This is a genomic window from Bartonella vinsonii subsp. arupensis OK-94-513 (genome assembly GCF_000278235.1).
Lineage (GTDB): Bacteria > Pseudomonadota > Alphaproteobacteria > Rhizobiales > Rhizobiaceae > Bartonella > Bartonella arupensis.
This window is the reverse complement of record NZ_JH725037.1, coordinates 78016-101094: the sequence shown is the minus strand read 5'-3', so window position 1 is coordinate 101094 and position 23079 is coordinate 78016. Positions and strand designations below refer to the sequence as shown.

Here is a 23079-nt window from a genome sequence, read left to right as displayed (position 1 = left end):
GTTTAGCAATAGTTTCTAAAATATTGATAAATATATATTTTAAGAGCGCCTTCTATCATTCTTGTTTTTACTTTTCATTACAAACCTGAAAATGCTATAAAAAATAATATCACTTAAACAAAAAGGACTTCTAATGGCAAAGATCAAAGTGGAAAACCCCGTTGTTGAAATCGATGGGGATGAAATGACCCGTATCATCTGGAAATATATTAAAGATAAATTGATCCATCCCTATCTCGATATTGAGCTTAAATATTACGATCTTTCCGTCGTAAATCGAGATGCAACCGATGATCAGGTAACCATTGATTCTGCCAATGCTATCAAAAAATATGGGGTTGGTATAAAATGTGCAACCATCACACCGGATGAAGCCCGAGTTAAAGAATTTAACCTTAAAAAAATGTGGAAATCACCCAATGGCACAATCCGTAATATTTTAGGTGGCGTTATTTTTCGTGAACCTATTATTTGCAAAAATGTACCACGCCTCGTTCCTAGCTGGACAAAACCAATTATTATTGGACGGCACGCTTTTGGTGATCAATATAAAGCCACGGATTTCAAATTTCCTAGTAAAGGGAAATTAAGTATTAAATTTGTTGGAGATGACAATCAAATTATTGAACATGATATTTTTGACGCCCCAAGTGCAGGGGTTGCTATGGCTATGTACAACCTTGATGAATCAATTCGTGATTTTGCCAGAGCATCTTTTAATTATGGGCTACAACGAAATGTTCCAGTCTATCTTTCAACAAAAAATACCATTCTAAAAGCTTACGACGGCCGTTTTAAAGACATCTTTCAAGAAATATTTGATGCAGAATTTAAAACTGAATTTGAAAATCATAAATTATATTACGAACATCGCCTCATTGATGATATGGTGGCCTCTGCTCTTAAATGGTCAGGTGGCTATGTGTGGGCATGTAAAAACTATGATGGTGATGTTCAGTCTGATATTGTTGCTCAAGGCTTTGGCTCCCTTGGTCTCATGACTTCTGTCCTCATGACACCAGATGGTAAAATTGTTGAAGCAGAAGCAGCACACGGTACAGTAACACGTCATTACCGTCAGCATCAAAGAGGTGAAGAAACATCAACAAATTCTATTGCATCTATTTTTGCATGGACACGAGGACTAGCGCACCGTGCTAAACTGGATAATAATGAGAAATTAAAGAACTTTGCCAAAACATTAGAAGAAGTTTGTATTAAGACCGTTGAAGAAGGTTTTATGACTAAAGATCTTGCACTTTTAATTGGACCTAAACAAAAATGGCTTTCTACAACAGATTTCCTTGATAAAATTAATGAAAATCTCAAACAAGCAATGAAGAATTAAGTTATCACTTTATTTAAATTTCAAAGCTCTGCGAAAAGCGAGCTTTGAATCTTCTCTTGGCAAATTTAAATAACTGCCTTATAAATAAAAGAGGTCAACTCTTTACTAAATAGCAAAAATAGTGAAAAAACAAAGCTGGTCTGCGCTTTTATTGGGGAAAAATGGTATTCGTTTTTTAACGTTTACTGGTGGTGTTGTATTACACGCTACCAACATTTATGTTGTTATTACTATTTTACCTTCTCTTATGAGTGATATTGGCGGTGAACTTTATTACTCTTGGGTGGCAACCGTTTTTATTACAGCCTCACTCCTTGGTACTTCTCTTGCAACAAAAATATTAGAGAAAATAGGTCCTCGCAAAGCTTATTTAATCTCTGGCTTCATTTTTACTGTTGGTACCCTCATGTGTGCCATAGCTTCGACTATGCCATTATTTTTAATAGCACGTTTTATTCAAGGATTCGGGAGCGGTTCTTTATTATCCTTATCTTACTCTATGGTTCGTATTGTTCTCACTCCATCTGTATGGTCATATGCACTGAGTATTATCTCTGGAATGTGGGGAATATCAACCTTATTAGGACCAGCTATCGGGGGCATTTCTGTACACTATGGTATGTGGAGAGCGTCCTTTTGGGTTATTGGTGCATTAGCGGTAATTTTCTTGCTCATAGCCCTTAAAGTTTTACCAAAAGAAAATAAGAACACTGTTCCCTCATCCCCACTTCCTCTTTTACAACTCTTTATACTTATCTTTTTGATTATTATCATTTCTGTTGGTGGTGCTATAAATACCACTATTGCGCAAATTGGCGGATTAGTTATCGGACTGTGTCTTCTCTTTGTTCTAGCAAAAATAGAATCATCCACACTTCATCCTATGTTGCCGCGTAAATCCTTTTCCTTCTCTTCTGAGTTTTTTTCTATTTATGCTTTGATACTTGTTATGACGACCGTGGTATACAGTATGGAGCTTTATTTTCCACTTTTTCTTCAAGAACTTCATGGACAAGCCCCACTTGTTGCCGGTTATATAGCGTCACTCATGAGTTTCGGATGGACATGTGGTTCCCTATCAAGTGCTGGTATAAATACAAAAAAAATTCATAGTATCATTATATACTCCCCCATATTGAGCCTTTTGGGTATAAGCAGTCTTTTATGGCTCGTTCCAATAACAGATTCCACATCTGGACATATCTTTATCATTTGCTTAGCATTGTTTGCTATAGGGATTAGCGCTGGCATAGCATGGCCGCATTTACTAACACGGATATTACAATGTGCAAATAATGAAGATGCCCTACGTGCCAGTGAATCTCTTACCTCTGTACAGCTATTTTCTGCAGCATTAAGTGCAACTCTTGCAGGAACAATTACAAATTTTGCTGGCCTTTTAAATCCTGGAGGAATAGTAGGAATGATTTTAGCCGCAAAAACTCTTCTTGTAGTACTCATCAGCCTTTTATTTTGTCTTGGCATTCCACTTGCTTTACGTGTTTCTTATAGCATATTTAAAAATCCAAAAGGACAATCAAATAACTAAATAAACGAGAAGACGTTTTCTTTCTCAAGAGAAAAAAAATTAATTACGCTTTTCCTCATACAAAGAAAAACAAAAAATCAGTAAACCACATAGAGTTAAGACACCCCCAAGAACAGCAGTATATTCATAACTATAGCCCAACTTCAAAACCCACGCTCCAGATTCTGCTCCAAGAGCGTTAGCAATATTAAAAGCAGATTGCATTAACGCTCCCGCTAAAATCTGCCCATGGAGAGCAACATCCATAATCTTTGTTTGTATAGAAGGCATAGCTGCGAAAGAAGTACCAACAAAAAAGCATCCTAATGCTGCCGTTAACGGTGTATGGGATAAAAAGAAAAAAAGAAAAAAAACAAATGTGCTCCAAAGCATAGCAAAAAATATCATGGGTGAAATGCCAATTTTAACAGCCAATTTAGGTCCCAAAAGATTACCTACCACCATGCCCAATCCAACTAACGGCATAATAAATGGTACAAAATCAAGCGAAACACCAGAAATATGCATGAGTGTTGACTTAATATAAGTGAAAACAGAGAATAATCCTGATGCTCCAACTGAAACCATCATCAAAAGAAACCATACCTGCTTTTGTTTTAAGGCCTCCAGTTCGTGCAGAGGATTTGTTTTTTGAGTGTTCAAACCAGAAGGCAAAAATTTCCAAATAAGCAAACAACACAATAAAGCAAGTGCGCCTACAAGCACAAAAGCAATCTGCCAACCGACACGTTGCCCAATCCAAGTCGCTCCTGGTGCTCCTAAAACGGTCGCAACTGTTAAACCAAGCATAACATATCCAACAGCTTTGGAACGTTCATTCATTTCCACCATAGAAGCTGCAACCATAGTTGCAAGACCGAAATAGATGCCATGTGGAAGACCACTGATAAACCGCAATGCTACTAATATGCTAAAATCAGAAAAAAGAGCACTTGCAATATTTGCCAGCGCATAAAAAAACATCAATCCTATCAGAACAATTTTGTGTGATAATTGAGCTGTTGCAACAGCTAAAAGAGGCGCTCCAATCACAACACCCAATGCATAAGCAGAAATGTATTGACCAGCTGTAGGAATATCAACAAACGAACTCCGCGCCATCTCCGGCTGTAACCCCATGGCTACAAACTCTGCAGTACCAATAGCAAAACTTCCCACTGCAAGAGCTAAAGTTGCTAAACACCGTGTTCTCAAATCAATTCTTAAAGCAAGAGTGTTTTTTCTATAAGAATTCCTCATTGTCATCATTGAGTGATACCTTAGTTGCAAATACCTGTAATATGGCCTAAATGAGCTCAAAATTTTTCTCTGTCTATGCCTAAACATTTCTCAATGAAACACTAAAACACCAACAGTTTTCATTTTTTTGTAATAGATTTTTTAAACAGCATCGAAGAATTTACAATATTTTATCATTTAAATGAAACTGCAGTTACAAAAATACCGTTATCAGAAAAAATAAGCTTCGCACTTTAAAGTATCAACCGTATTTGTGTTTTCTAAACCTTTAATTGAGATCAAATCACATTCTTATCTCCCCCTACATGAGATAGCTTTTGTGAGAGCTTCACTATTTAACGAAAAAAATACAAATCATCCTATAAAAATGCAATTTTCATACTTCTTTAAGGGTTCGATAACTCCTCATTAACATTGTTGATCTAAACAGTCACTAGAAACAGAAACAAACTGTTTTTCTCCGGATCAGGTAGCGCGTACCGGAGTAACAGTTTCTGTTTACTCTTACAGTTACAAAAAATAGAAACCAATAAAATTGCATATTCCTCTTTAGGTCAGTACAATTTTACGTTTTTAAAAAAACATTTTAACTTTGTTTTTAGCAAAAGATTTTGATGCAAAATAAATTGAGCAATTTAATAAAAGCAAACGCCATACTTTACAATTAAACACTTTAACGGCCTTGCTTCCATAAAGCACGTGTTTCAGCACAAAAATCAGCATAACATCCTTCTTCAATAGCATCACGAATTCCTTGCATAAGCTGTTGATAATAATAAAGATTATTCCAAGTTAACAACATACCGCCAAGAGATTCGCCAGATCTGATCAAATGATGCAAATAAGCACAACTATAATCACATGTAGCAGGACAAAGAGACTGTGGATCTAAAGGATATGGATCCTCTGCATAACGCGCATTGCGCAAATTAATTCTTCCAAAACGGGTAAAAGCTAAACCATGGCGTCCTGCGCGTGTTGGCATAACACAATCAAACATATCAATACCGCGTGCAACACTTTGTAAAATATCATCAGGCGTTCCCACTCCCATGAGATAACGTGGCTTATCCTCTGGCAAAATCGGACAAGTAGCATCCAGCACAGCTGTCATAACACTCTGCGGTTCGCCAACAGCAAGCCCTCCAATAGCATAGCCTTTCAAATCCATCTCTTTTAAAGCGTGAGCAGAACGTTCACGTAGTTTCATATTATCACCACCCTGAACAATCCCAAACAGTGCTTTGTCAGGCTGATCACCAAAAGCTTTTTTACAGCGCTGTGCCCACCGCAATGAAAGTTCCATAGCAGCTTCCATTTCTTTTTCACTTGCAGGAAGTGCAATACATTGATCCAATTGCATTTGAATATCTGCATTAAGGAGCCCTTGAATTTCGATGGAACGCTCAGGACTCATCTCATAGTATGCACCATTTATGTAAGATCGAAAAATAACACCTTGTTCTGTAATTTTACGGATTCCCGCCAATGACATAACTTGAAATCCACCAGAATCGGTTAGAATAGGCCCAGACCAACGTGAAAACTCATGTAGGCCTCCTAAACGAGCAACACGCTCTGCTCCTGGACGCAACATTAAATGATAAGTATTGCCTAAAATGATATCTGCACCAAGAGCACGTATCTGATCCATATACATAGCTTTAACAGTTCCTGCCGTCCCCACTGGCATAAATGCAGGTGTACGAACACATCCACGGCCCGTTATAATTTCACCACGACGCGCACAACCATCTTGAGCAATTTTTCTATAATGAAATGTCTTTATCATCACTCTCGTCTTTTTGATTCTATAAACTCATAGCACCATAGAAAGAAAAGCTATAACTTTCCTTATGGTACCATCAAAAGCTTTATGGATTGATTTCTGATTCGCTCGATATTGTAACCAGTATAAAAGAATTAAATAGCGTAAATGCAATTTTATTATCAAACAACCATCATAGATAAAGCAACAGTCTCATTTCACAAAATAGCCGACGTATCTAAAAATATACGTTTGCTTATCAAAGCTTTAAAGCCGTTCTTTCTAACAACGACGATCTTATTTTTACATGCTTTTATTACCAATAATCCCTAGAGAATTTAACTTCCTATAAAAAGAACTTCTCAATACTTTGAATACAGAAATAAGCCTCGATGCAAAGTATTACATTAGATAAGTATTCCCCCAATTATATTTACATAAAAATATAAGGCTCAAAGCAACGCACATGAAACATAAAACAACTGTAAGAAGCAATAAGTCCTGTAATGCTTAACATAGTTGAAACGGTTATTCATACTCGTAGTTATGGACAAGCAGCAGGACTATCAGGCACCTAATCTTGAGCGTAAAGACCCTATGAGCAACAATGGCAAACAGCATGCCATAAATCTATGCAATTTATAAATACACAACTCAATGCAGAGAATAAATGTATAACAATGGAATCTCTTATGAATTCAAATCATAAAAACGGATCTTTACCCTGTTTAAGACAATAATCAGACAGCGATATCTTTACTTAATGTTTTTAAAGTTGAAAGTAATATCACTATTCCTCTTTCGTATCGGCAGCAATTGTGGCTTTAATGATTACATCAGGTTCTATAACAGGCTCACCACGCTTAATTTTATCAACATTTTCCATACCTTCAACAACTTGCCCCCATATGGAATATTGACGGTCAAGCCAAGGAGCATCTGCAAAGCAAATAAAAAACTGTGAATTAGCAGAATTTGGATTCTGGCTACGTGCCATAGAAACTGTACCACGTTTATGAGAAAGATTTGAAAACTCTGCCGTCAAATCAGGCTTCGCTGAGCCCCCCATACCCGCACGTGACAAATTAAATTCTGCAGCATCCTTTTTTCCAAACTGCACATCCCCCGTTTGAGCCATAAACCCCTCAATAACGCGATGAAAAATAACATTATCATAAGCACCTTCACGCACAAGCTCTTTAATACGCGCAACATGACAAGGTGCTAAATCAGCAAAAAGTCCAATAACGACTCTGCCCTTTGTTGTTTCAAGAATTAAGGTATTTTCTAAATCTTTAATCTCGGACATACAACTAAACTCCTTTGATTTATCTATCAGCTTGTAAAGTGGCAGTATTAATAACATCAGGATTTTTTACAGATCCATTATTACTTGTGGTGCCTTTTTTAATTTTATCAACAACGTCCATTCCCTTTATAACCTCCCCAACAACAGTATACTGACCATTTAAAAAAGAGGCATCATCAAAACAAATAAAGAATTGAGAATTTGCCGAATTTGGATCTTGCGCGCGTGCCATCCCAACAGTGCCACGTTTAAAAGGTTGCTTTGAAAACTCCGCTGGAATATTAGGATAATTCGAAGCTCCAGTACCAACGCGTTTCATATCAAAATCTGCACTCCCCTTTTTTCCAAACTGCACATCACCAGTCTGTGCCATAAAACCTGGAATAACACGGTGAAAGACAACATTGTTATAAGCACCTTCTTTTGTTAACTTTTTGATTTGTACAACATGTCTTGGCGCAAGATCAGGACGAAGACGAATAACCACATCACCATTTTTAAGAGATAAGACAAGAACATCAGAATTATCAGCTATATAAGAATCGCCCGCTACAGCACTCAATGAAAAAAAGCAAAAAATACATGTCAAAACAGCAAAAATTCTAAGATACACAATCATGCTCCTGTGAAGATTGAAATTTTAAGCGCAAAGCTCTAGCAACATTTGAAGGTACAAAGGGTTCTATATCCCCCCCCATAGAGGCAATCTGGCGTACCAACGTAGAAGTGATTACACGCCCAGAAATACTTGCTGGTAAAAAAACAGTTTGCAATTCAGAAGCCATGATACCATTCATCCCTGCCATTTGCATTTCATAATCAAGGTCAGTACCATCACGTAATCCACGAATAAGCAATGAAGCACCAATTTCACGAGCCTTATCAATCAGAAGGGTATCAAACGAAATAACCTGCAACCGATCAGGACCTACATTTAACAAATCTTTTCCTGCTTCAATAATTAAATCAACGCGCTCTTCAAAACTAAAAAGTGGTTTTTTATTAGCTTGTACACCTATAGCTACAACCACTTTATCAGCCAAAACGAGACTGCCTTGTAAAATATCAAGATGACCATTTGTAAAAGGATCGAAGGAACCCGCATAAAGAGCAATTTTCATTGTTTTACTCCGAACCCTTTAGAATTATTTTTCTGTACTCACATCAACTATATCAGAATGTTTTTCAGCTTCATTATCTAATGGGTTATCATCATCTTCAGACTCAGAAATACGTTCAACCGATACGACTTTCTCGCCTTCAGCTGTATTGAAAATCGTTACGCCTTTGGTTGAACGACCAGCTATACGAATTCCATCAACGGGAACACGAATAAGCTGTCCCCCATCTGATACCAACATAATTTGATCTTGTGCCTTCACCGGAAAAGCTGCCACTAATTTACCAATTTCAGCTGTCTTAGAGGGATCTGTTGCACGTATTCCTTTCCCACCACGTCCTGAAATCCGAAATTCATATGAAGAAGATCGCTTTCCATAACCAAATTCACTCACTGTTAAAAGCATCTGTTCGCGCGCCTTAAGTTCTGCATAGCGCTCATCTGTTAGCTCTGTTTCGCTTTCTCCATCTTCTTCATCAAGATTCATAATGTCTTCAGCATCAGCACCAGCAGCACGTCGTTCATTGATTAAACGTTTAACGTAAGCAGAACGTTCAACTGATGTAGCCTCAACATGTTCTAAGAGTGTCATTGAAATGACCTTATCACCGTTAGCCAAATTGATACCACGCACTCCTACAGAATTACGTCCAGCGAAAACACGAACCTCAACAACTGGAAAACGAATACATTGTCCATTAGCCGTTGTTAGAACAACATCATCATGTTCTGTACAAGTTTCGACAGAAAGAATTTCATCTCCTTCTTCATCAAGTTTCATTGCAATTTTGCCGTTACGATTAACCTGCACAAAATCTGATAGTTTATTACGACGTACAGTTCCACGCGTCGTTGCAAACATAATATCCAATGCACTCCAACTCGCTTCATCTTCCGGTAAGGGCATAATAGTTGTTATGCGTTCACCTTGCTGTAAGGGAAGCAGATTAATCAGAGCACGCCCACGTGATTGTGGCGTACCAAGTGGCAAACGCCAAACTTTTTCTTTGTAAACAATTCCACGCGACGAAAAGAAAAGAACGGGAGTATGTGTATTAACTACAAACAAGCGCGTTACAAAATCTTCATCCTTCGTAGACATCCCAGAACGTCCCTTACCACCACGCCGTTGCGCACGGTATGTATTGAGAGGAACACGCTTAATGTAGCCACTATGACTAACCGTGACCACCATATCTTCTGGAGCAATCAGATCTTCGCTATCCATCTCAGCGCTACCGAAACCAAATACAGTACGTCGAGGCGTGGCAAATTCTTCACGAAGAGTTCTTAGTTCATCCTTCACAATCCCCATGATACGTAAACGAGACGCTAAAATATCAAGATAATCAGTGATATCTACGCCAATTTTATTTAATTCATCGGCAATTTCATCCCGCCCAAGTGCTGTTAATCTTTGCAGGCGCAATTCCAAAATAGCACGCGCCTGCTCTTCAGATAAATTATAGGTACCATCCTCATGAATAATATGACGAGGATCATCAATAAGTTTAATCAAAGGCGCCACATCAAAAGCCGGCCAACGCCGCTCCATTAACTGTGTACGCGCGGTCTGTGGATCGGGAGCTTTGCGAATAAGTGCTATAATTTCATCAATATTGGCAACAGCAAGAGCAAGACCAACCAAAACATGGGCACGCTCACGCGCTTTACGCAAAAGATATTTTGTTCGCCGACTTACAACGTCTTCTCGGAAAGAAACAAATGCACGAAGCATATCAAGCAACGTCATCTGTTCAGGCTTTCCTCCATTCAACGCAACCATATTACAACCAAAGGAAGTTTGCAGCGGCGTATAACGATATAATTGATTCAAAACGATCTCTGCAACCGCATCCTTCTTAAGCTCAATAACAACACGATACCCATCACGATCAGACTCATCACGCAAATCGGAAATTCCTTCAATACGTTTATCACGTACCAATTCGGCCATTTTTTCAATCATTGTTGCTTTATTAACTTGATAAGGTATTTCACTTACAATAATTGCTTGTCGACCATTACGAATTTCCTCAATATCAACTTTAGCACGCATAATAATTGAACCGCGCCCTGTTTCATAAGCCAAACGAATACCCGAATGGCCAAGAATAATACCCCCTGTAGGAAAGTCAGGACCAGGAATAATTTGAATGATCTCATCAAGCGTTATGTCTGGATTATCAATCAAGGCAATACAACCATCAACGACTTCACCAAGATTATGGGGCGGAATATTGGTTGCCATTCCCACAGCAATACCACCTGACCCGTTAACCAAAAGATTAGGGAAACGCGCCGGTAGAACTACGGGCTCACGCTCACGTCCATCATAATTATCTTGAAAATCAACGGTATCTTTATCAATATCGGCTAAAAGCTCTTCAGAAACTTTTTCTAAACGACACTCTGTATAACGCATCGCCGCAGGCGGATCACCATCAACAGAACCAAAATTTCCTTGACCATCAATCAATGGATTTCGCAAAGAAAAGTCCTGTGCCATACGCACCAACGCATCATAAATTGAAGCATCGCCATGAGGATGGAATTTTCCCATAACCTCACCAACGACACCTGCAGATTTACGATAAGACTTGTTAAAAGAAAGCCCCATCTCATTCATAGCATGAAGAATACGCCGATGAACGGGCTTGAGTCCATCACGGACATCAGGAAGTGCACGCGAAACAATCACGCTCATCGCATAATCGAGATAAGAGCGTTGCATTTCATCAATAATGCTGATGGGCTCAATACCGGTCAGCACATCACGTTCTGGGTGTGGAGTAAGATCGGTCACAGCTTCAAGACTTTCAAATAAGAATCACTTTGCTCTTTTATATCGAAAAAAACATCAAAATGCTAATTTCTCATCCGCAACAAAGGAAGAAATTTAACAATTATTTTCAACATGTTATTTATATGTATTAAAAATACATAATAAAATAAACAAGATTGGCTTTTCTAAACTAAAAAAACAACTGAAAAGAAAAAACGAAGAAGTATACTCTTACCAAGGCACATCAAAAAGGGACATCATCATCTAATTTTTGCGAAAAATCTTCTCTTGCTTGATTATTGTTTTGACCAAAACCATCCCTCGGATCTGAGTTACTATTACTAAAACCACCACCATAACTGCCGCTCGACTGATTGACTCCTTGCATATGCTCTCCACCAGCAGCTCCACGCCCATCAAGCATTTGCAATTCACCACGGTATTTTTGCAAAACAATCTCTGTTGTATAACGATCATTCCCATTTTGATCTTGCCATTTGCGCGTTTGCAATTGACCTTCAATATAGATCTTGCTTCCTTTTTTTAAATATTGCTCCACAACCTTGATAAGATTTTCATTAAAAATAACGATACTATGCCACTCTGTACGCTCTTTACGCTCATTTGTATTACGATCACGCCAGCTTTCTGAAGTAGCAATACGCAGATTTGCCACTTGATCACCAGAATTCAAACGGCGGATTTCAGGATCCGCACCAAGATTACCAATCAAAATAACTTTATTAAGGCTACCAGCCATCGCATAAACTCCAAAATTTTAATTTGTAAACAATCTTTATTATATAGCGGTCATTACCATCTTGACCTTATCATTTGCATCTCTGCAATTGACCTTCAATGTGGATTTTGCTACCTCTTCTAAAATATCATATCGTGCAATTATAACAAAAGATCATAACCACGCATAGTTTATTCCGTCATCAGAGAATAAAAAGCTGTTTTTTATATTTTTCTTTTCACAAAACTTGTATTCTTTATACCTGTTAAACGTTGTAATTCTAGAAAACAGTTTTATTCTACGTTAGGGATCAATTTTTGTTACATATGCCAAGGATAAAATATGGCTCATCAAAAATACATATCCATTCGCGGTGCACGTGAGCATAACCTTAAAAATATTGACCTCGATCTCCCTCGTAACAAACTGATTGTTATCACAGGACTTTCTGGATCAGGGAAATCATCTTTAGCTTTTGATACAATTTATGCAGAAGGTCAACGCCGCTATGTTGAAAGCCTTTCTGCCTACGCACGTCAATTTTTGGAAGTCATGCAAAAACCCGACGTCGACCGAATAGATGGTCTTTCTCCAGCAATATCCATTGAACAAAAAACAACAAGCCGCAACCCTCGTTCAACAGTAGGAACCGTCACTGAAATTCATGATTATATGCGTCTTCTCTTTGCACGTATTGGTGTCCCCCATTCTCCAGCTACAGGACTTCCTATTGAAAGCCAGACGGTAAGCCAAATGGTTGATCAAATTATGTCCTTACCAGAAGGTACGCGGATTTTCATTATGGCACCTCTTGTTCGAGGACGAAAGGGAGAATATAAAAAAGAATTCATGGAGCTTTTAAAAAAAGGATTTCAGCGCGCCAAAGTTGATGGAAAGTTCTATGAAATTCCTGATATTCCACCTCTTGATAAAAAATATAAACATGACATAGATGTCGTAGTAGACCGCATTGTTGTCCATAATGACATTACCTCTCGTCTAGCGGACAGTATAGAAACCTGTTTACGGCTAGCAAATGGGCTTGCAGTTGCTGAAATGGCTGATCAACCCTTATCACAAGAAACCACAAAAGAATCTGCTCATAAATCGAAAAATGAAACACACAAACGGCTTATCTTTTCAGAAAAATTCTCTTGCCCCATAACTGGATTTTCTATCCCTGAAATTGAACCGCGCCTCTTTTCATTCAATAATCCTTTTGGTGCTTGTCCTCTTTGCGACGGGCTTGGCATTAAAAAAGCTGTAGACCCGATAAAAATCGTGCCAAATAAAAATCTTACTTTAAAGGATGGTGCAATTGCTCCTTGGTCTAAATTATCTTCACTCTATTATAGCCAAACCTTAGAAGCATTGGGTAAAGTTTACAAATTTAAACTAACGGATAAATGGTGTGCCCTTTCAAATGAGGCGCAACACGCTATTCTCTATGGTACAAAAAGCAAAGAAGTCCCCTTTATTTATAAAAATGATTCTGGATCGCATAAAACGACTCAATATTTTGAAGGGATTATCCCCAATATGGAGAGGAGATGGAAAGAAACCGATTCTACGTGGTCACGTGAAGAAATTGAGCGTTATATGTCTTCCACACCCTGTCCAGCTTGTCATGGGTATCGCCTAAAACCAGAGGCGTTAGCTGTCAAAATCCATGGGATGCATATTGGACAAATATCAGAACTTTCTATCCTAAAAGCAGATGATTGGTTTGCCAATATTCATCAATATCTCACTGAAAAACAACGAAACATCGCAGCACGTATTTTAAAAGAAATTCGTGAACGGCTGGCTTTTTTAAATCATGTAGGGCTCGAATATCTCACCTTATCTCGAAGTTCAAGCACCCTTTCAGGGGGAGAAAGTCAACGTATTCGATTAGCCTCTCAAATTGGTTCTGGTCTTACAGGAGTCCTTTATATTTTAGATGAGCCATCTATTGGTTTACATCAACGCGATAATGAACGCCTTCTAAAAATGCTGCACCATCTGCGTAATCTTGGCAATACCGTTATTGTTGTTGAACATGATGAAGACGCTATTCTTACTGCAGACCATGTAGTCGATATGGGCCCTGCCGCAGGCGTTCATGGGGGAGAAATCATAGCACAAGGTACACCGCAAGAAATTATAGAAAACACCTCCTCTCTCACAGGCCAATACCTTTCAGGGAAAATGGCTGTTCCAGTGCCTACTCAACGACGCAAAATATCAAAATCAAAAACACTGAAAGTTATTGGAGCACGAGGCAATAACCTGAAAAATATCAGTGCTGATATCCCTCTTGGAACCTTCACATGCATCACTGGCGTTTCAGGCGGTGGAAAATCAACATTCCTCATTGAAACTCTTTTCAAAGCTGCATCACATTCTATCATGGGAAGTCATCATAGCCCCGCTAGCTATGACAAAATTGAAGGATTAGAGTTTCTCGATAAAGTCATTGATATCAACCAAGCGCCTATTGGACGTACTCCACGCTCCAATCCAGCAACCTATACAGGCGCATTTACCCCAATCCGTGACTGGTTTGCTGAGCTTCCAGAATCAAAAGCGCGTGGCTATCAAGCAGGGCGCTTTTCATTCAATGTTAAGGGAGGACGCTGTGAAGCATGTCAAGGGGATGGGGTCATTAAAATTGAGATGCACTTTTTACCTGATGTTTACGTCACTTGCGATGTCTGCCAAGGAAAACGCTATAATAGAGAAACATTGGAAATAAAATTTAAGGAGAAGTCCATCGCCGATATCTTGGATATGACAATCGAAAAAGCTGAAGAATTTTTCCAAGCTGTTCCCACCATCCACAACAAGATGAAGACTCTCATTAAAGTTGGTCTTGGCTATATCAAAGTAGGACAACAAGCTACAACACTTTCTGGTGGTGAAGCCCAACGTGTAAAACTTGCAAAAGAGCTTTCACGCAAAACAACAGGTCGTACACTCTATATTTTAGATGAACCAACAACAGGTTTGCATTTCCATGATATTTCTAAACTCCTTGAAGTGCTGCATGAACTCGTCGAGCAAGGAAATACAGTTGTAGTCATTGAACATAATCTTGAAGTTATAAAGACAGCCGACTGGATTATTGATTTAGGGCCAGAAGGTGGAGATCGTGGTGGTGAAATTGTGGCCGTTGGACGTCCTGAAGATATTATTCAGGTTCCCACTTCTTATACGGGAAAATTTCTGAAAGAAATTTTACTGCGTCGCCCTTTATAGAGTTTTTCCTAAAGCAGAGTATAAAATTGGTATAGCTCAGTAAGAAAAAAGAAAATCAAATATCTCTTAATTGTATTATTTTTGACTCTTTAAAAACCTTGTAGACTTTTTCTGAAAGAACAATAGCATTTCATTTTATGCCATAAGAGGAACTTTACAAAAAAAGAGATTGAGTCACATAATTTTTGACTTTTTGTGCACAAAGTATCTGTTGGACATCTCACAGTTGTCAATATAATGTAATGTAGTCTAAAAAGACAAAATAACGTTGGAGATAATTTCAGCATGAAAAAAGTTGAAGCCATTATAAAACCTTTCAAACTTGATGAAGTGAAAGAAGCGCTTCAAAAAATTGGATTACATGGTATTACAGTAACAGAAGCCAAAGGTTTTGGCCGACAAAAAGAGCATACAGAACTTTATCGTGGTGCTAAATATGTTGTTGATTTTCTACCTAAAGTAAAGATTGAAATTGTTGTTGCCGATGAAAAGTTAGAACAAACCGTTGATGCAATACGTAAAGCGGCTCAAACAAAACACATCGGAGATGGAAAAATATTTGTTTTTTCCATTGATGATGCCATTCGTATCGACACTGATGAATCCGGAATTGATGCCCTTTAATAAACAATAACAAAATTTTTATCTCTTTTATCCCCCTCAATCCCACATAAGGAAATTGTATATGACAACCGCATCAGATATTATCAAACAGATTGCAGATAACGAAATCCGTTTTGTCGATTTGCGTTTTACTGACCCACGAGGAAAGTTGCATCACGTCACAATGGATATCGCAGAAATCAGTGAAGATACATTTAGCGATGGCGTTATGTTTGATGGTTCTTCAATTTCCGGATGGAAAACAATCAATGAATCTGACATGGTTTTAATGCCAGATCCAGAAACAGCACATATAGATCCTTTTTTTGCTCAATCTACTTTAGTTATATTTTGTGACGTGCTCGATCCTGTTTCTGGAGAGTTTTATCGTAGAGATCCTCGTTCTATCGCCAAGAGAGCTGAAGTCTATATGAAGTCTCTAGGAATCGGAGATACAATCAATGTAGGTCCAGAAGCAGAGTTTTTTATCTTTGATGATGTACGCTATAAAACGGATCCTTACAACACAGGATTTAAGCTCGATTCAAGTGAATTACCCTCCAATGATGATACAGAATATGAAATAGGCAATCTTGGCCATCGCCCACGAATGAAGGGAGGGTATCTTCCAGTTCCCCCTATTGATTCTTGCCAAGATATGCGCTCTGAAATGCTTACAGCCCTCAAAGATATGGGAGTCCGCGTTGAGAAGCATCACCATGAAGTAGCAGCAGGACAGCATGAATTGGGTATTCGCTTTGATACGCTCGTTCGCGAAGCCGACAAGATGCAAATTTTTAAATATGTTGTGCACCAAATAGCCAATAGCTACGGAAAAACAGCAACTTTCATGCCAAAACCAGTTTTTGGTGATAATGGCTCAGGCATGCATGTTCACATGTCTATTTGGAAAGATGGCAAACCAATTTTTGCAGGCAATGAATATGCTGGACTATCAGAAACTTGCTTATTCTTTATAGGTGGTGTCATTAAACACGCAAAAGCGCTCAATGCCTTTACTAATCCATCGACAAACTCCTATAAGCGTTTAGTGCCTGGTTATGAAGCGCCTGTCCTTCTTGCTTATTCTGCACGTAATCGTTCTGCATCTTGCCGTATTCCTATGAGTTCTTCGCCAAATTCAAAACGCGTAGAAGTTCGTTTCCCAGACCCAACAGCAAATCCCTATCTAGCATTTGCAGCACTCTTAATGGCTGGTCTTGACGGTATTAAAAATAAAATTCATCCTGGACACGCTATGGATAAAGATCTTTATGATCTTCCCTTAAAAGAACGCAAAGAAATCCCCACAGTCTCAGGAAGTCTACGTGAAGCACTTGAATCACTTGATAAAGATCGTAGCTTTCTTAAAGCTGGTGACGTTTTTGATGATGATCAGATTAATTCCTTTATTCAAGTAAAGATGCAAGAAGTTTTGCGCTACGAAACAACGCCCCACCCTGTCGAATTTGATATGTACTATTCTGTCTAAAGAATAATAAATATTCTTTTTGATTTAAAAATGGAGGTATTAACCTCCATTTTTGTGGATATTCTCCTCATCCAAGAGCATAAGTGGCTTTTTGCTCATGCGCTTTTCATTTATAAATTAGTTGAATCCCATTCAAATCAATTTAAAAAGGCTTGTAATGCTGCGAATTCATCTTCTTTTTCCCATTCTTTTATGTATTGCTTTTATTCTATCAACAACTCAGAATTACACAGTTGCAAATCAAAAACTTGTAGACCTTGAAAAAGCAGCTTTTGCTTACAGCAAAGCAATTCAAAATGGCGATGCCAATGCCATCCTAAATGCTATCCCTCCCAAAATCATCAACAGTTTAACTACCAAAAAAAATCTTAGTAAATCACAATTCAAACAAATCATGAAAAGCCAAATAGAGCGCTTGGCCAAAAATTATAAAATTGAGAGCATTCATATCGACCAAAAACAAAAACGCGAAGGAAAACTTGATAATGATATCCCTTATTTTGTTATACCTGTTGAATTTATAACGACAACAAATGCTGGGAAAAGGTGTTCTATTCAAACTGAGGTTATTGCCCTTTTTGACAATAACCAGTGGTATTTTATCCGTGGTAATGATGAGACAATCTTAAACATAACCAGTGAAGCATTTCCTGGACTTGAAAAAATAAAAGTTAATCCTCGGAAAATCACAAAAATACTCTGATTAAGAAAAAGATATACGTAAAATAAAAGGAAATTTAATTCTAAAAACAAGTTGTAATGATTGTAGCAGCAGCATTAAATTCAATTCTTTTATGAGCACGGCGCGTTATTGCTTCTTCATCTGTACCCCATTGCTCTATTATCCAATCTTCATCTAAATGGGCAACATCCCAAGCATAATCCGCATTAATTCTTTTAGTAGAAACAGCAAGAGCAATAAGAGCTGATCCTGTTAAAGTTGTCATTACGTGAAGTGCTGCAAGCATATAAGGAGATTCAACTTTACGTAAATAATTGCTTACCGCTTGAATAGCTTCTCGTGGTTGTTCAACATGTATAAGCCCTTCTGTCAAATGAAAACGTGCACCAAGTTTTTCTTCTACCCAATCCAACAAAGGATCCCACTGTTCACATTGTCGCTGTACCAATTCTTTTGGTGTTTGTGCACGATAAAAGATCATATCGCATGCAACAAAACGCAATAAATCTTCAAAAACACTCTGCATATCATCAGCTATGCCATCAATAACAGTATTAACAAGACGTGTAATCGGCATTTTTGCTGGATCAATAACTTGCTTTTGGCTCTCAAATTCCTCTGCCACTAACACAGAAAAAGCTTCTGTTGGCACAATAAAAAAGCGCTTTGCTGGTGTTTTTACTGGACATCCATCCAATAATATAGAGAAGCCCCCTTCTTCACGCAGAGTTCTCACTTCTTTATAAAATCGTTTGGGGAGTGGCGAACATGAAAGTTTTTGTGTCTTCTGAACAGAATGATTTCTATTCAATGACATATCAGAATGATTCAAAATTTCACGCATATTGTTTACCTCTGATATTTTTATTGACTTCCCACCCGTCCTAAAGAAGGAAAAATCTTATCAGAATTAATCTGATTTAAGACTATATTTCACGTCTATTTTACAAAAAAGACAATAGCAAATGCCTATTCTTATATTCAGCAAGAACAGTTAGAGCAATTTTTTTTAATATTTGTCTTCATTTAAAAATTGAATGTATTGAATTTGATGGTGAAGAGGAACGCGTTCATTACTTTGCAAATCATCTACCTACAATAGTGGTGTATCACCCATTCACAGCTAAAAAACACTTCTAGTAGAATATTAAAGAAAAAAACACTCATCACCCAAACGACCATGAAGCAATGCATTTTACTCATCATCTCACTTTACCTAAAAACAGCCACAAAGGTATCCCATTTTTCGTCTAACGTATCCCTTCTGTATAAAATTTTGCCTGTCTTATATCACCATCCTAAACAACGGTGTTTCACGGCATAAGTAGGATAAATAAAATACACCGCAAACGCAAGCATCACAAGTTCTTGTTGTAATAGTCTCTAATAGGTATATCATGTCAGGAAACAGCTACGAAATCATGGAAAATTCATGAGTCATATCCCTACTTATCCTGTTGCCCCAAACCTACAGTTGGTATACGTATCAAACGTAGAGTATTCTACCGCTTTTTATAAATTTATCTTCAAAAAAGAGCCTGTATTTGTCTCTCCACGTTATGTCGCATTTTCTTCTTCAGGTGATGCACTCTTTGCTATCTGGTCTGGGGGCGATACGCCTGAGGAAAATGTGCCTCGTTTTTCCGAAATTGGCATTATGTTGCCTCATGGAGAGGACGTAGATAAGCTCTATACGGAATGGCAAGAGCAAACAACCGTTGAAATAAATGTCTTGAAGGAACCGTATACTGACATATTTGGACGTACCTTCCTAATCAAAGATCCCGACGGCCATATTATTCGTGTTTGTCCACTGGATTAAAAAGCTTTAAACTAGATCTTTAACCGCCTGAAGATAATCATTGACGAAGATCCAAGTCAATTTTTAACATATTCTTTCTTATAGATTATTCATATCCTGTTGGTGGTGAATTAAAAAAAAGATTAGATTACCGTGAAAATGGCGATTTATATGGAACTGGTCGTTTTTAGTTAAACGATGATAAAGAGACTATAGATAAGAGAATTTGTAAAGGATATTAGCAAATTTATAACTAAAAAATACAAGTTCTGAATAACGATAATTTAACACAAGCTCTTTTCATAACAAATGCTATACCTTCTTCAATCTTTATACAAAATGTGCCAAATTAAACAGAACAAATTGTAAAAAATTTTCTCTTATTCTGTCTCACCATCATTCTCATTAAAAGCCAAAAGATTAAAACTTTGTACCATATGAGGTGGTAAAGGTGCGACAATATCCAATACCCCCCCTGAAGGATGAGGAATACGAATACGACGAGCATGAAGATGAAGGCGGTTTTGAATTCCCCCTGGTAATTTCCAATTACTATCAGAAAAAAAATATTTCGAATCACCAATGATAGGGTGATCTATATGAGCAGCGTGTACACGTAACTGATGTGTTCTACCCGTATAGGGTTCCATTTCAAGCCATGAAAGTGTCCTCCCTCTTGTCTCCAAAACGCGATAGTAAGAAACCGCATGGCTAGCATCTGGCTCTCCATGTTCACAAACACGCATTTTCTCACCTTGCGCAGTAGTTTCCTTAACTATCCATGTTGAAATTTTATCCTGATTTTTTTTAGGGACCCCACGAACCAATGCCCAATAAGTTTTTTTTGTTTCCCGTGTTCTAAAAGCAGCCGTTAAAGCCTGCGCAGCCCCTCTTGAACGCGCAACAATAAGCACACCTGATGTTTCACGATCAAGACGATGAACCAAACGTGGTTTTTCCCCTTTTTTATTGCGCCACACCTCAAGCATAGCATCCACATGGCGCGTCAAACCAGAACCACCTTGCACAGCTAATCCCGCTGGTTTATTAAAAACAAAAACTTTTGCATCTTCATAGAGCAGCATTTTTTTCAAAACGGTCCCATCATCCTGTCCACGAAGTGTTTTATCCGTTACAAGAAAACTTTCCTTATCATCAATAAGTAAAGGGGGTACACGAACAGATTGCCCTATAAGAAGACGCGTATCGGCTTTAACACGCTTACCATCAACCCGTATTTGACCAGAACGCAGTAATTTTTGTAAATACCCAAATCCAAGTCCTGCATAATGCACTTTAAACCAGCGATCTAAGCGCATACCATTTTCATCTGATTCAATCTTTTTTATTTCTACGCCTGCCATAAGAGTTTCCTAGCCAATATAATTTTATTTACCAATTTTGCACTCTATCTTTATAAATACAAAAAACCACCTAGGGCTTTATCACACCATATTACAATTCGTATCCAAAATTGCATTTTCTTACTGTTCAAATTTTATTAGCTCAAAGTGTAACGATTACAAATCGTAACCTTTACGCTTGCAAGCTAATGGAGATAATTATCTGTGTCCTTATTCAAAACATATGCTCGTGTTCTTAACTATCTAAATAAAGAAAAAAAAACCTCTATTTTAATCTGCACTGCTAACGTTATATTGGCTATTATTACCATCGCAGAACCTATTTTATTTGGACGCGTTATTGACTCCATCGCAGAAAAATTAGCTATTATCCCTACCCTTACGATTTGGGTATGCTTTGGTATCTCTCATATCATTGCTTATATTCTTGTTGCCCGCAGCGCTGACCGCTTAGCACATAGACGTCGCTTAGCTGTTTTAACTGAATCCTTTGAGCGTATCATCGCCATGCCTCTCATTTGGCATCAACAACGCGGAACGTCTAACGCTCTTCATATACTTTTGCGCGCTGTAGATTCCATGTCAACCATATGGCTTGATTTTATGCGTCAACATCTTTCAACTCTTGTTGCGTTACTCGTTCTCATTCCTACTGCCTTTAACATGAATTGGCGTCTTTCAACAGTCTTGGTTGCACTTGCCATCATCTATGTATTGATTGCACGTTTAGTCATGCGCAAAACAAAAGACGGACAAGCGGCTGTAGAATGCTATCATCATAATGTTTTTAAACATATCAGCGATTCAATCTCTAATGTTTCCATTGTACAAAGCTATAATCGGATAAAAGAAGAAACTTCAATATTACATCAACATACAAACGATCTTCTTAAAGCACAAAACCCTGTTCTCAATTGGTGGGCTCTTGCGAGTGGTTTAAACCGAATAGCCTCAACTATTTCAATGGTTTGTGTCCTTCTTCTTGGAGCTTTTTTTGTAGCCAAAGGTCAATTACGTGTAGGTGAAGTTGTTGCTTTTGTCGGATTTGCACAATTAATGATCAGCCGTTTAGATCAAATGAGCAATTTTATTAATTTAACCGTATCCTCCCAAGCAAAATTACAAGAATTCTTTGCAATGGAAGACTCAACCTTTCACATCAACGAACCTGAAAATCTCCCTTCTCTTCCGAATGTTAAAGGGACAATAGAATTTCATCATGTTACCTATAAATTCCCAAATTCTTCTCAAGGCATCTTTGATATTTCATTTGAAGTGAAAACAGGACAAACTGTTGCGATTATAGGACCAACAGGTGCTGGAAAAACAACATTAATCAATTTGTTGCAGCGTGTATACGACCCAACATTTGGACATATCTCTATCGACGGAATTAATATACGCTCTGTTAATCGAGAATCCTTACGCAAATCTTTAGCAACAGTGTTTCAAGACGCAAGCCTTTTCAACCGCACTATTCACGACAATATTTCGATAGGAAGAGCGAACGCTACAAATGAGGAACTCTATGAAGCAGCAAAAACAGCTGCCGCCCATAATTTTATTCTGAAAAAAACTGATCGTTACGACACAATGGTTGGAGAACGAGGAACTCAATTGTCAGGTGGAGAAAGACAACGATTAGCAATCGCGCGTGCTGTTTTAAAAAATGCACCCATTCTTATTTTAGACGAGGCAACAAGCGCTCTTGATGTTGAAACAGAAGCGCACGTAAAAGATGCTCTTGATTGCATAAGTCATAACCGCACCACTTTTATTATAGCTCATCGCCTTTCAACAATACGCAATGCTGATGTTGTGCTGTTTCTAGAACATGGTCACTTAATTGAAAAAGGAAGCTTTCAAGAATTGATCGATAAAGGTGGCCGCTTCTATCAATTCTTACAAACTGGTAGTTTACCAATCAATCAATCAGCGATAAAAGAAGATGATCAAAATGTAATTTCCTTGCATGAAGCTATGGCATCATAGAATGAACTCTTCCTCTTTCAGTAAGCATCCTATTTCAACTAAAAAATT

At 38.0% G+C, this 23079-nt stretch carries 17 protein-coding genes; 8 read left to right on the top strand and 9 right to left on the bottom strand.

Annotated features, from left to right (window positions below; genetic code table 11):
- Positions 1–133: 133 nt before the first annotated feature.
- Both ME1_RS00450 and ME1_RS00445 read left to right on the top strand, forming a co-directional pair.
- Complete coding sequence (locus ME1_RS00450; RefSeq protein WP_004861971.1) at positions 134–1348, top strand: NADP-dependent isocitrate dehydrogenase; 1215 nt, start codon at positions 134–136, stop codon at positions 1346–1348.
- A gap of 121 nt (positions 1349–1469) precedes the next feature.
- Entirely contained in the window at positions 1470–2897 is a 1428-nt protein-coding gene (locus ME1_RS00445; RefSeq protein WP_004861969.1) for an MFS transporter, read from the top strand.
- Positions 2898–2936: 39 nt separating this feature from the next.
- On the opposite strand, the gene ME1_RS00440 is transcribed toward ME1_RS00445, so the two are convergent.
- The 7 genes from ME1_RS00440 to ssb form a co-directional block, all read right to left on the bottom strand.
- Positions 2937–4145 carry an MFS transporter gene (locus tag ME1_RS00440; protein ID WP_004861966.1) on the bottom strand — a complete coding sequence of 403 codons (1209 nt, stop codon included), beginning with the start codon at positions 4143–4145 and terminating at the stop codon, positions 2937–2939.
- A 664-nt stretch (positions 4146–4809) separates the two neighbouring features.
- Positions 4810–5928, bottom strand: a complete 1119-nt coding sequence (gene tgt / locus ME1_RS00435) for a tRNA guanosine(34) transglycosylase Tgt (RefSeq protein WP_004861964.1) — start codon at positions 5926–5928, stop codon at positions 4810–4812.
- Positions 5929–6694: 766 nt separating this feature from the next.
- Positions 6695–7213 carry a peptidylprolyl isomerase gene (locus ME1_RS00430; protein ID WP_004861962.1) on the bottom strand — a complete coding sequence of 173 codons (519 nt, stop codon included), beginning with the start codon at positions 7211–7213 and terminating at the stop codon, positions 6695–6697.
- Between the two features lie 19 nt (positions 7214–7232).
- Positions 7233–7826: a peptidylprolyl isomerase gene (locus ME1_RS00425; RefSeq protein WP_004861959.1), complete on the bottom strand. Its 594-nt coding sequence runs from the start codon at positions 7824–7826 to the stop codon at positions 7233–7235.
- The gene (gene coaD / locus ME1_RS00420; protein WP_004861957.1) at positions 7816–8334 is read right to left on the bottom strand and encodes a pantetheine-phosphate adenylyltransferase; all 519 of its coding nucleotides are present in this window, start codon (positions 8332–8334) and stop codon (positions 7816–7818) included. Before coaD ends, ME1_RS00425 begins: the two co-directional genes overlap by 11 nt.
- A 24-nt stretch (positions 8335–8358) precedes the next feature.
- Positions 8359–11139: a DNA gyrase subunit A gene (gene gyrA, locus ME1_RS00415; RefSeq protein ID WP_004861954.1), complete on the bottom strand. Its 2781-nt coding sequence runs from the start codon at positions 11137–11139 to the stop codon at positions 8359–8361.
- A gap of 223 nt (positions 11140–11362) precedes the next feature.
- The gene (gene ssb, locus ME1_RS00410) at positions 11363–11878 is read right to left on the bottom strand and encodes a single-stranded DNA-binding protein (protein ID WP_004861951.1); all 516 of its coding nucleotides are present in this window, start codon (positions 11876–11878) and stop codon (positions 11363–11365) included.
- A gap of 321 nt (positions 11879–12199) precedes the next feature.
- Between ssb and uvrA the strand changes: the two genes are divergently transcribed.
- From uvrA to ME1_RS00390, 4 genes are all read left to right on the top strand, one after another.
- Positions 12200–15097: an excinuclease ABC subunit UvrA gene (gene uvrA, locus ME1_RS00405; RefSeq protein ID WP_004861948.1), complete on the top strand. Its 2898-nt coding sequence runs from the start codon at positions 12200–12202 to the stop codon at positions 15095–15097.
- A gap of 285 nt (positions 15098–15382) precedes the next feature.
- Positions 15383–15721, top strand: coding sequence for a P-II family nitrogen regulator (locus ME1_RS00400; RefSeq protein ID WP_004861944.1), 339 nt, complete (start codon positions 15383–15385; stop codon positions 15719–15721).
- A gap of 61 nt (positions 15722–15782) precedes the next feature.
- Positions 15783–17192 carry a type I glutamate--ammonia ligase gene (gene glnA / locus ME1_RS00395; RefSeq protein WP_004861941.1) on the top strand — a complete coding sequence of 470 codons (1410 nt, stop codon included), beginning with the start codon at positions 15783–15785 and terminating at the stop codon, positions 17190–17192.
- A gap of 157 nt (positions 17193–17349) precedes the next feature.
- Positions 17350–17895, top strand: coding sequence for a hypothetical protein (locus tag ME1_RS00390; protein ID WP_004861938.1), 546 nt, complete (start codon positions 17350–17352; stop codon positions 17893–17895).
- A gap of 40 nt (positions 17896–17935) precedes the next feature.
- On the opposite strand, the gene ME1_RS00385 is transcribed toward ME1_RS00390, so the two are convergent.
- Positions 17936–18718: an ATP12 family chaperone protein gene (locus ME1_RS00385; RefSeq protein WP_004861935.1), complete on the bottom strand. Its 783-nt coding sequence runs from the start codon at positions 18716–18718 to the stop codon at positions 17936–17938.
- 588 nt (positions 18719–19306) lie between these two features.
- On the opposite strand from ME1_RS00385, the gene ME1_RS00380 reads away from it, so the two are divergent.
- Positions 19307–19696, top strand: a complete 390-nt coding sequence (locus ME1_RS00380) for a VOC family protein (RefSeq protein ID WP_004861932.1) — start codon at positions 19307–19309, stop codon at positions 19694–19696.
- 359 nt (positions 19697–20055) lie between these two features.
- On the opposite strand, the gene ME1_RS00375 is transcribed toward ME1_RS00380, so the two are convergent.
- Entirely contained in the window at positions 20056–21039 is a 984-nt protein-coding gene (locus tag ME1_RS00375) for an RluA family pseudouridine synthase (RefSeq protein WP_004861929.1), read from the bottom strand.
- A 204-nt stretch (positions 21040–21243) separates the two neighbouring features.
- On the opposite strand from ME1_RS00375, the gene ME1_RS00370 reads away from it, so the two are divergent.
- Entirely contained in the window at positions 21244–23031 is a 1788-nt protein-coding gene (locus ME1_RS00370) for a glucan ABC transporter ATP-binding protein/ permease (RefSeq protein WP_004861925.1), read from the top strand.
- Positions 23032–23079: the final 48 nt, after the last annotated feature.

Coding starts and splice junctions, on each gene's coding strand:
- ME1_RS00450 (WP_004861971.1), top strand. CDS start 134: ATGGCAAAGATCAAAGTGGAAAACCCCGTTGTTGAAATCGATGGGGAT.
- ME1_RS00440 (WP_004861966.1), bottom strand. CDS start 4,145: ATGATGACAATGAGGAATTCTTATAGAAAAAACACTCTTGCTTTAAGA.
- tgt (WP_004861964.1), bottom strand. CDS start 5,928: ATGATAAAGACATTTCATTATAGAAAAATTGCTCAAGATGGTTGTGCG.
- ME1_RS00430 (WP_004861962.1), bottom strand. CDS start 7,213: ATGTCCGAGATTAAAGATTTAGAAAATACCTTAATTCTTGAAACAACA.
- coaD (WP_004861957.1), bottom strand. CDS start 8,334: ATGAAAATTGCTCTTTATGCGGGTTCCTTCGATCCTTTTACAAATGGT.
- ssb (WP_004861951.1), bottom strand. CDS start 11,878: ATGGCTGGTAGCCTTAATAAAGTTATTTTGATTGGTAATCTTGGTGCG.
- uvrA (WP_004861948.1), top strand. CDS start 12,200: ATGGCTCATCAAAAATACATATCCATTCGCGGTGCACGTGAGCATAAC.
- ME1_RS00400 (WP_004861944.1), top strand. CDS start 15,383: ATGAAAAAAGTTGAAGCCATTATAAAACCTTTCAAACTTGATGAAGTG.
- glnA (WP_004861941.1), top strand. CDS start 15,783: ATGACAACCGCATCAGATATTATCAAACAGATTGCAGATAACGAAATC.
- ME1_RS00390 (WP_004861938.1), top strand. CDS start 17,350: ATGCTGCGAATTCATCTTCTTTTTCCCATTCTTTTATGTATTGCTTTT.
- ME1_RS00385 (WP_004861935.1), bottom strand. CDS start 18,718: ATGCGTGAAATTTTGAATCATTCTGATATGTCATTGAATAGAAATCAT.
- ME1_RS00380 (WP_004861932.1), top strand. CDS start 19,307: ATGAGTCATATCCCTACTTATCCTGTTGCCCCAAACCTACAGTTGGTA.
- ME1_RS00375 (WP_004861929.1), bottom strand. CDS start 21,039: ATGGCAGGCGTAGAAATAAAAAAGATTGAATCAGATGAAAATGGTATG.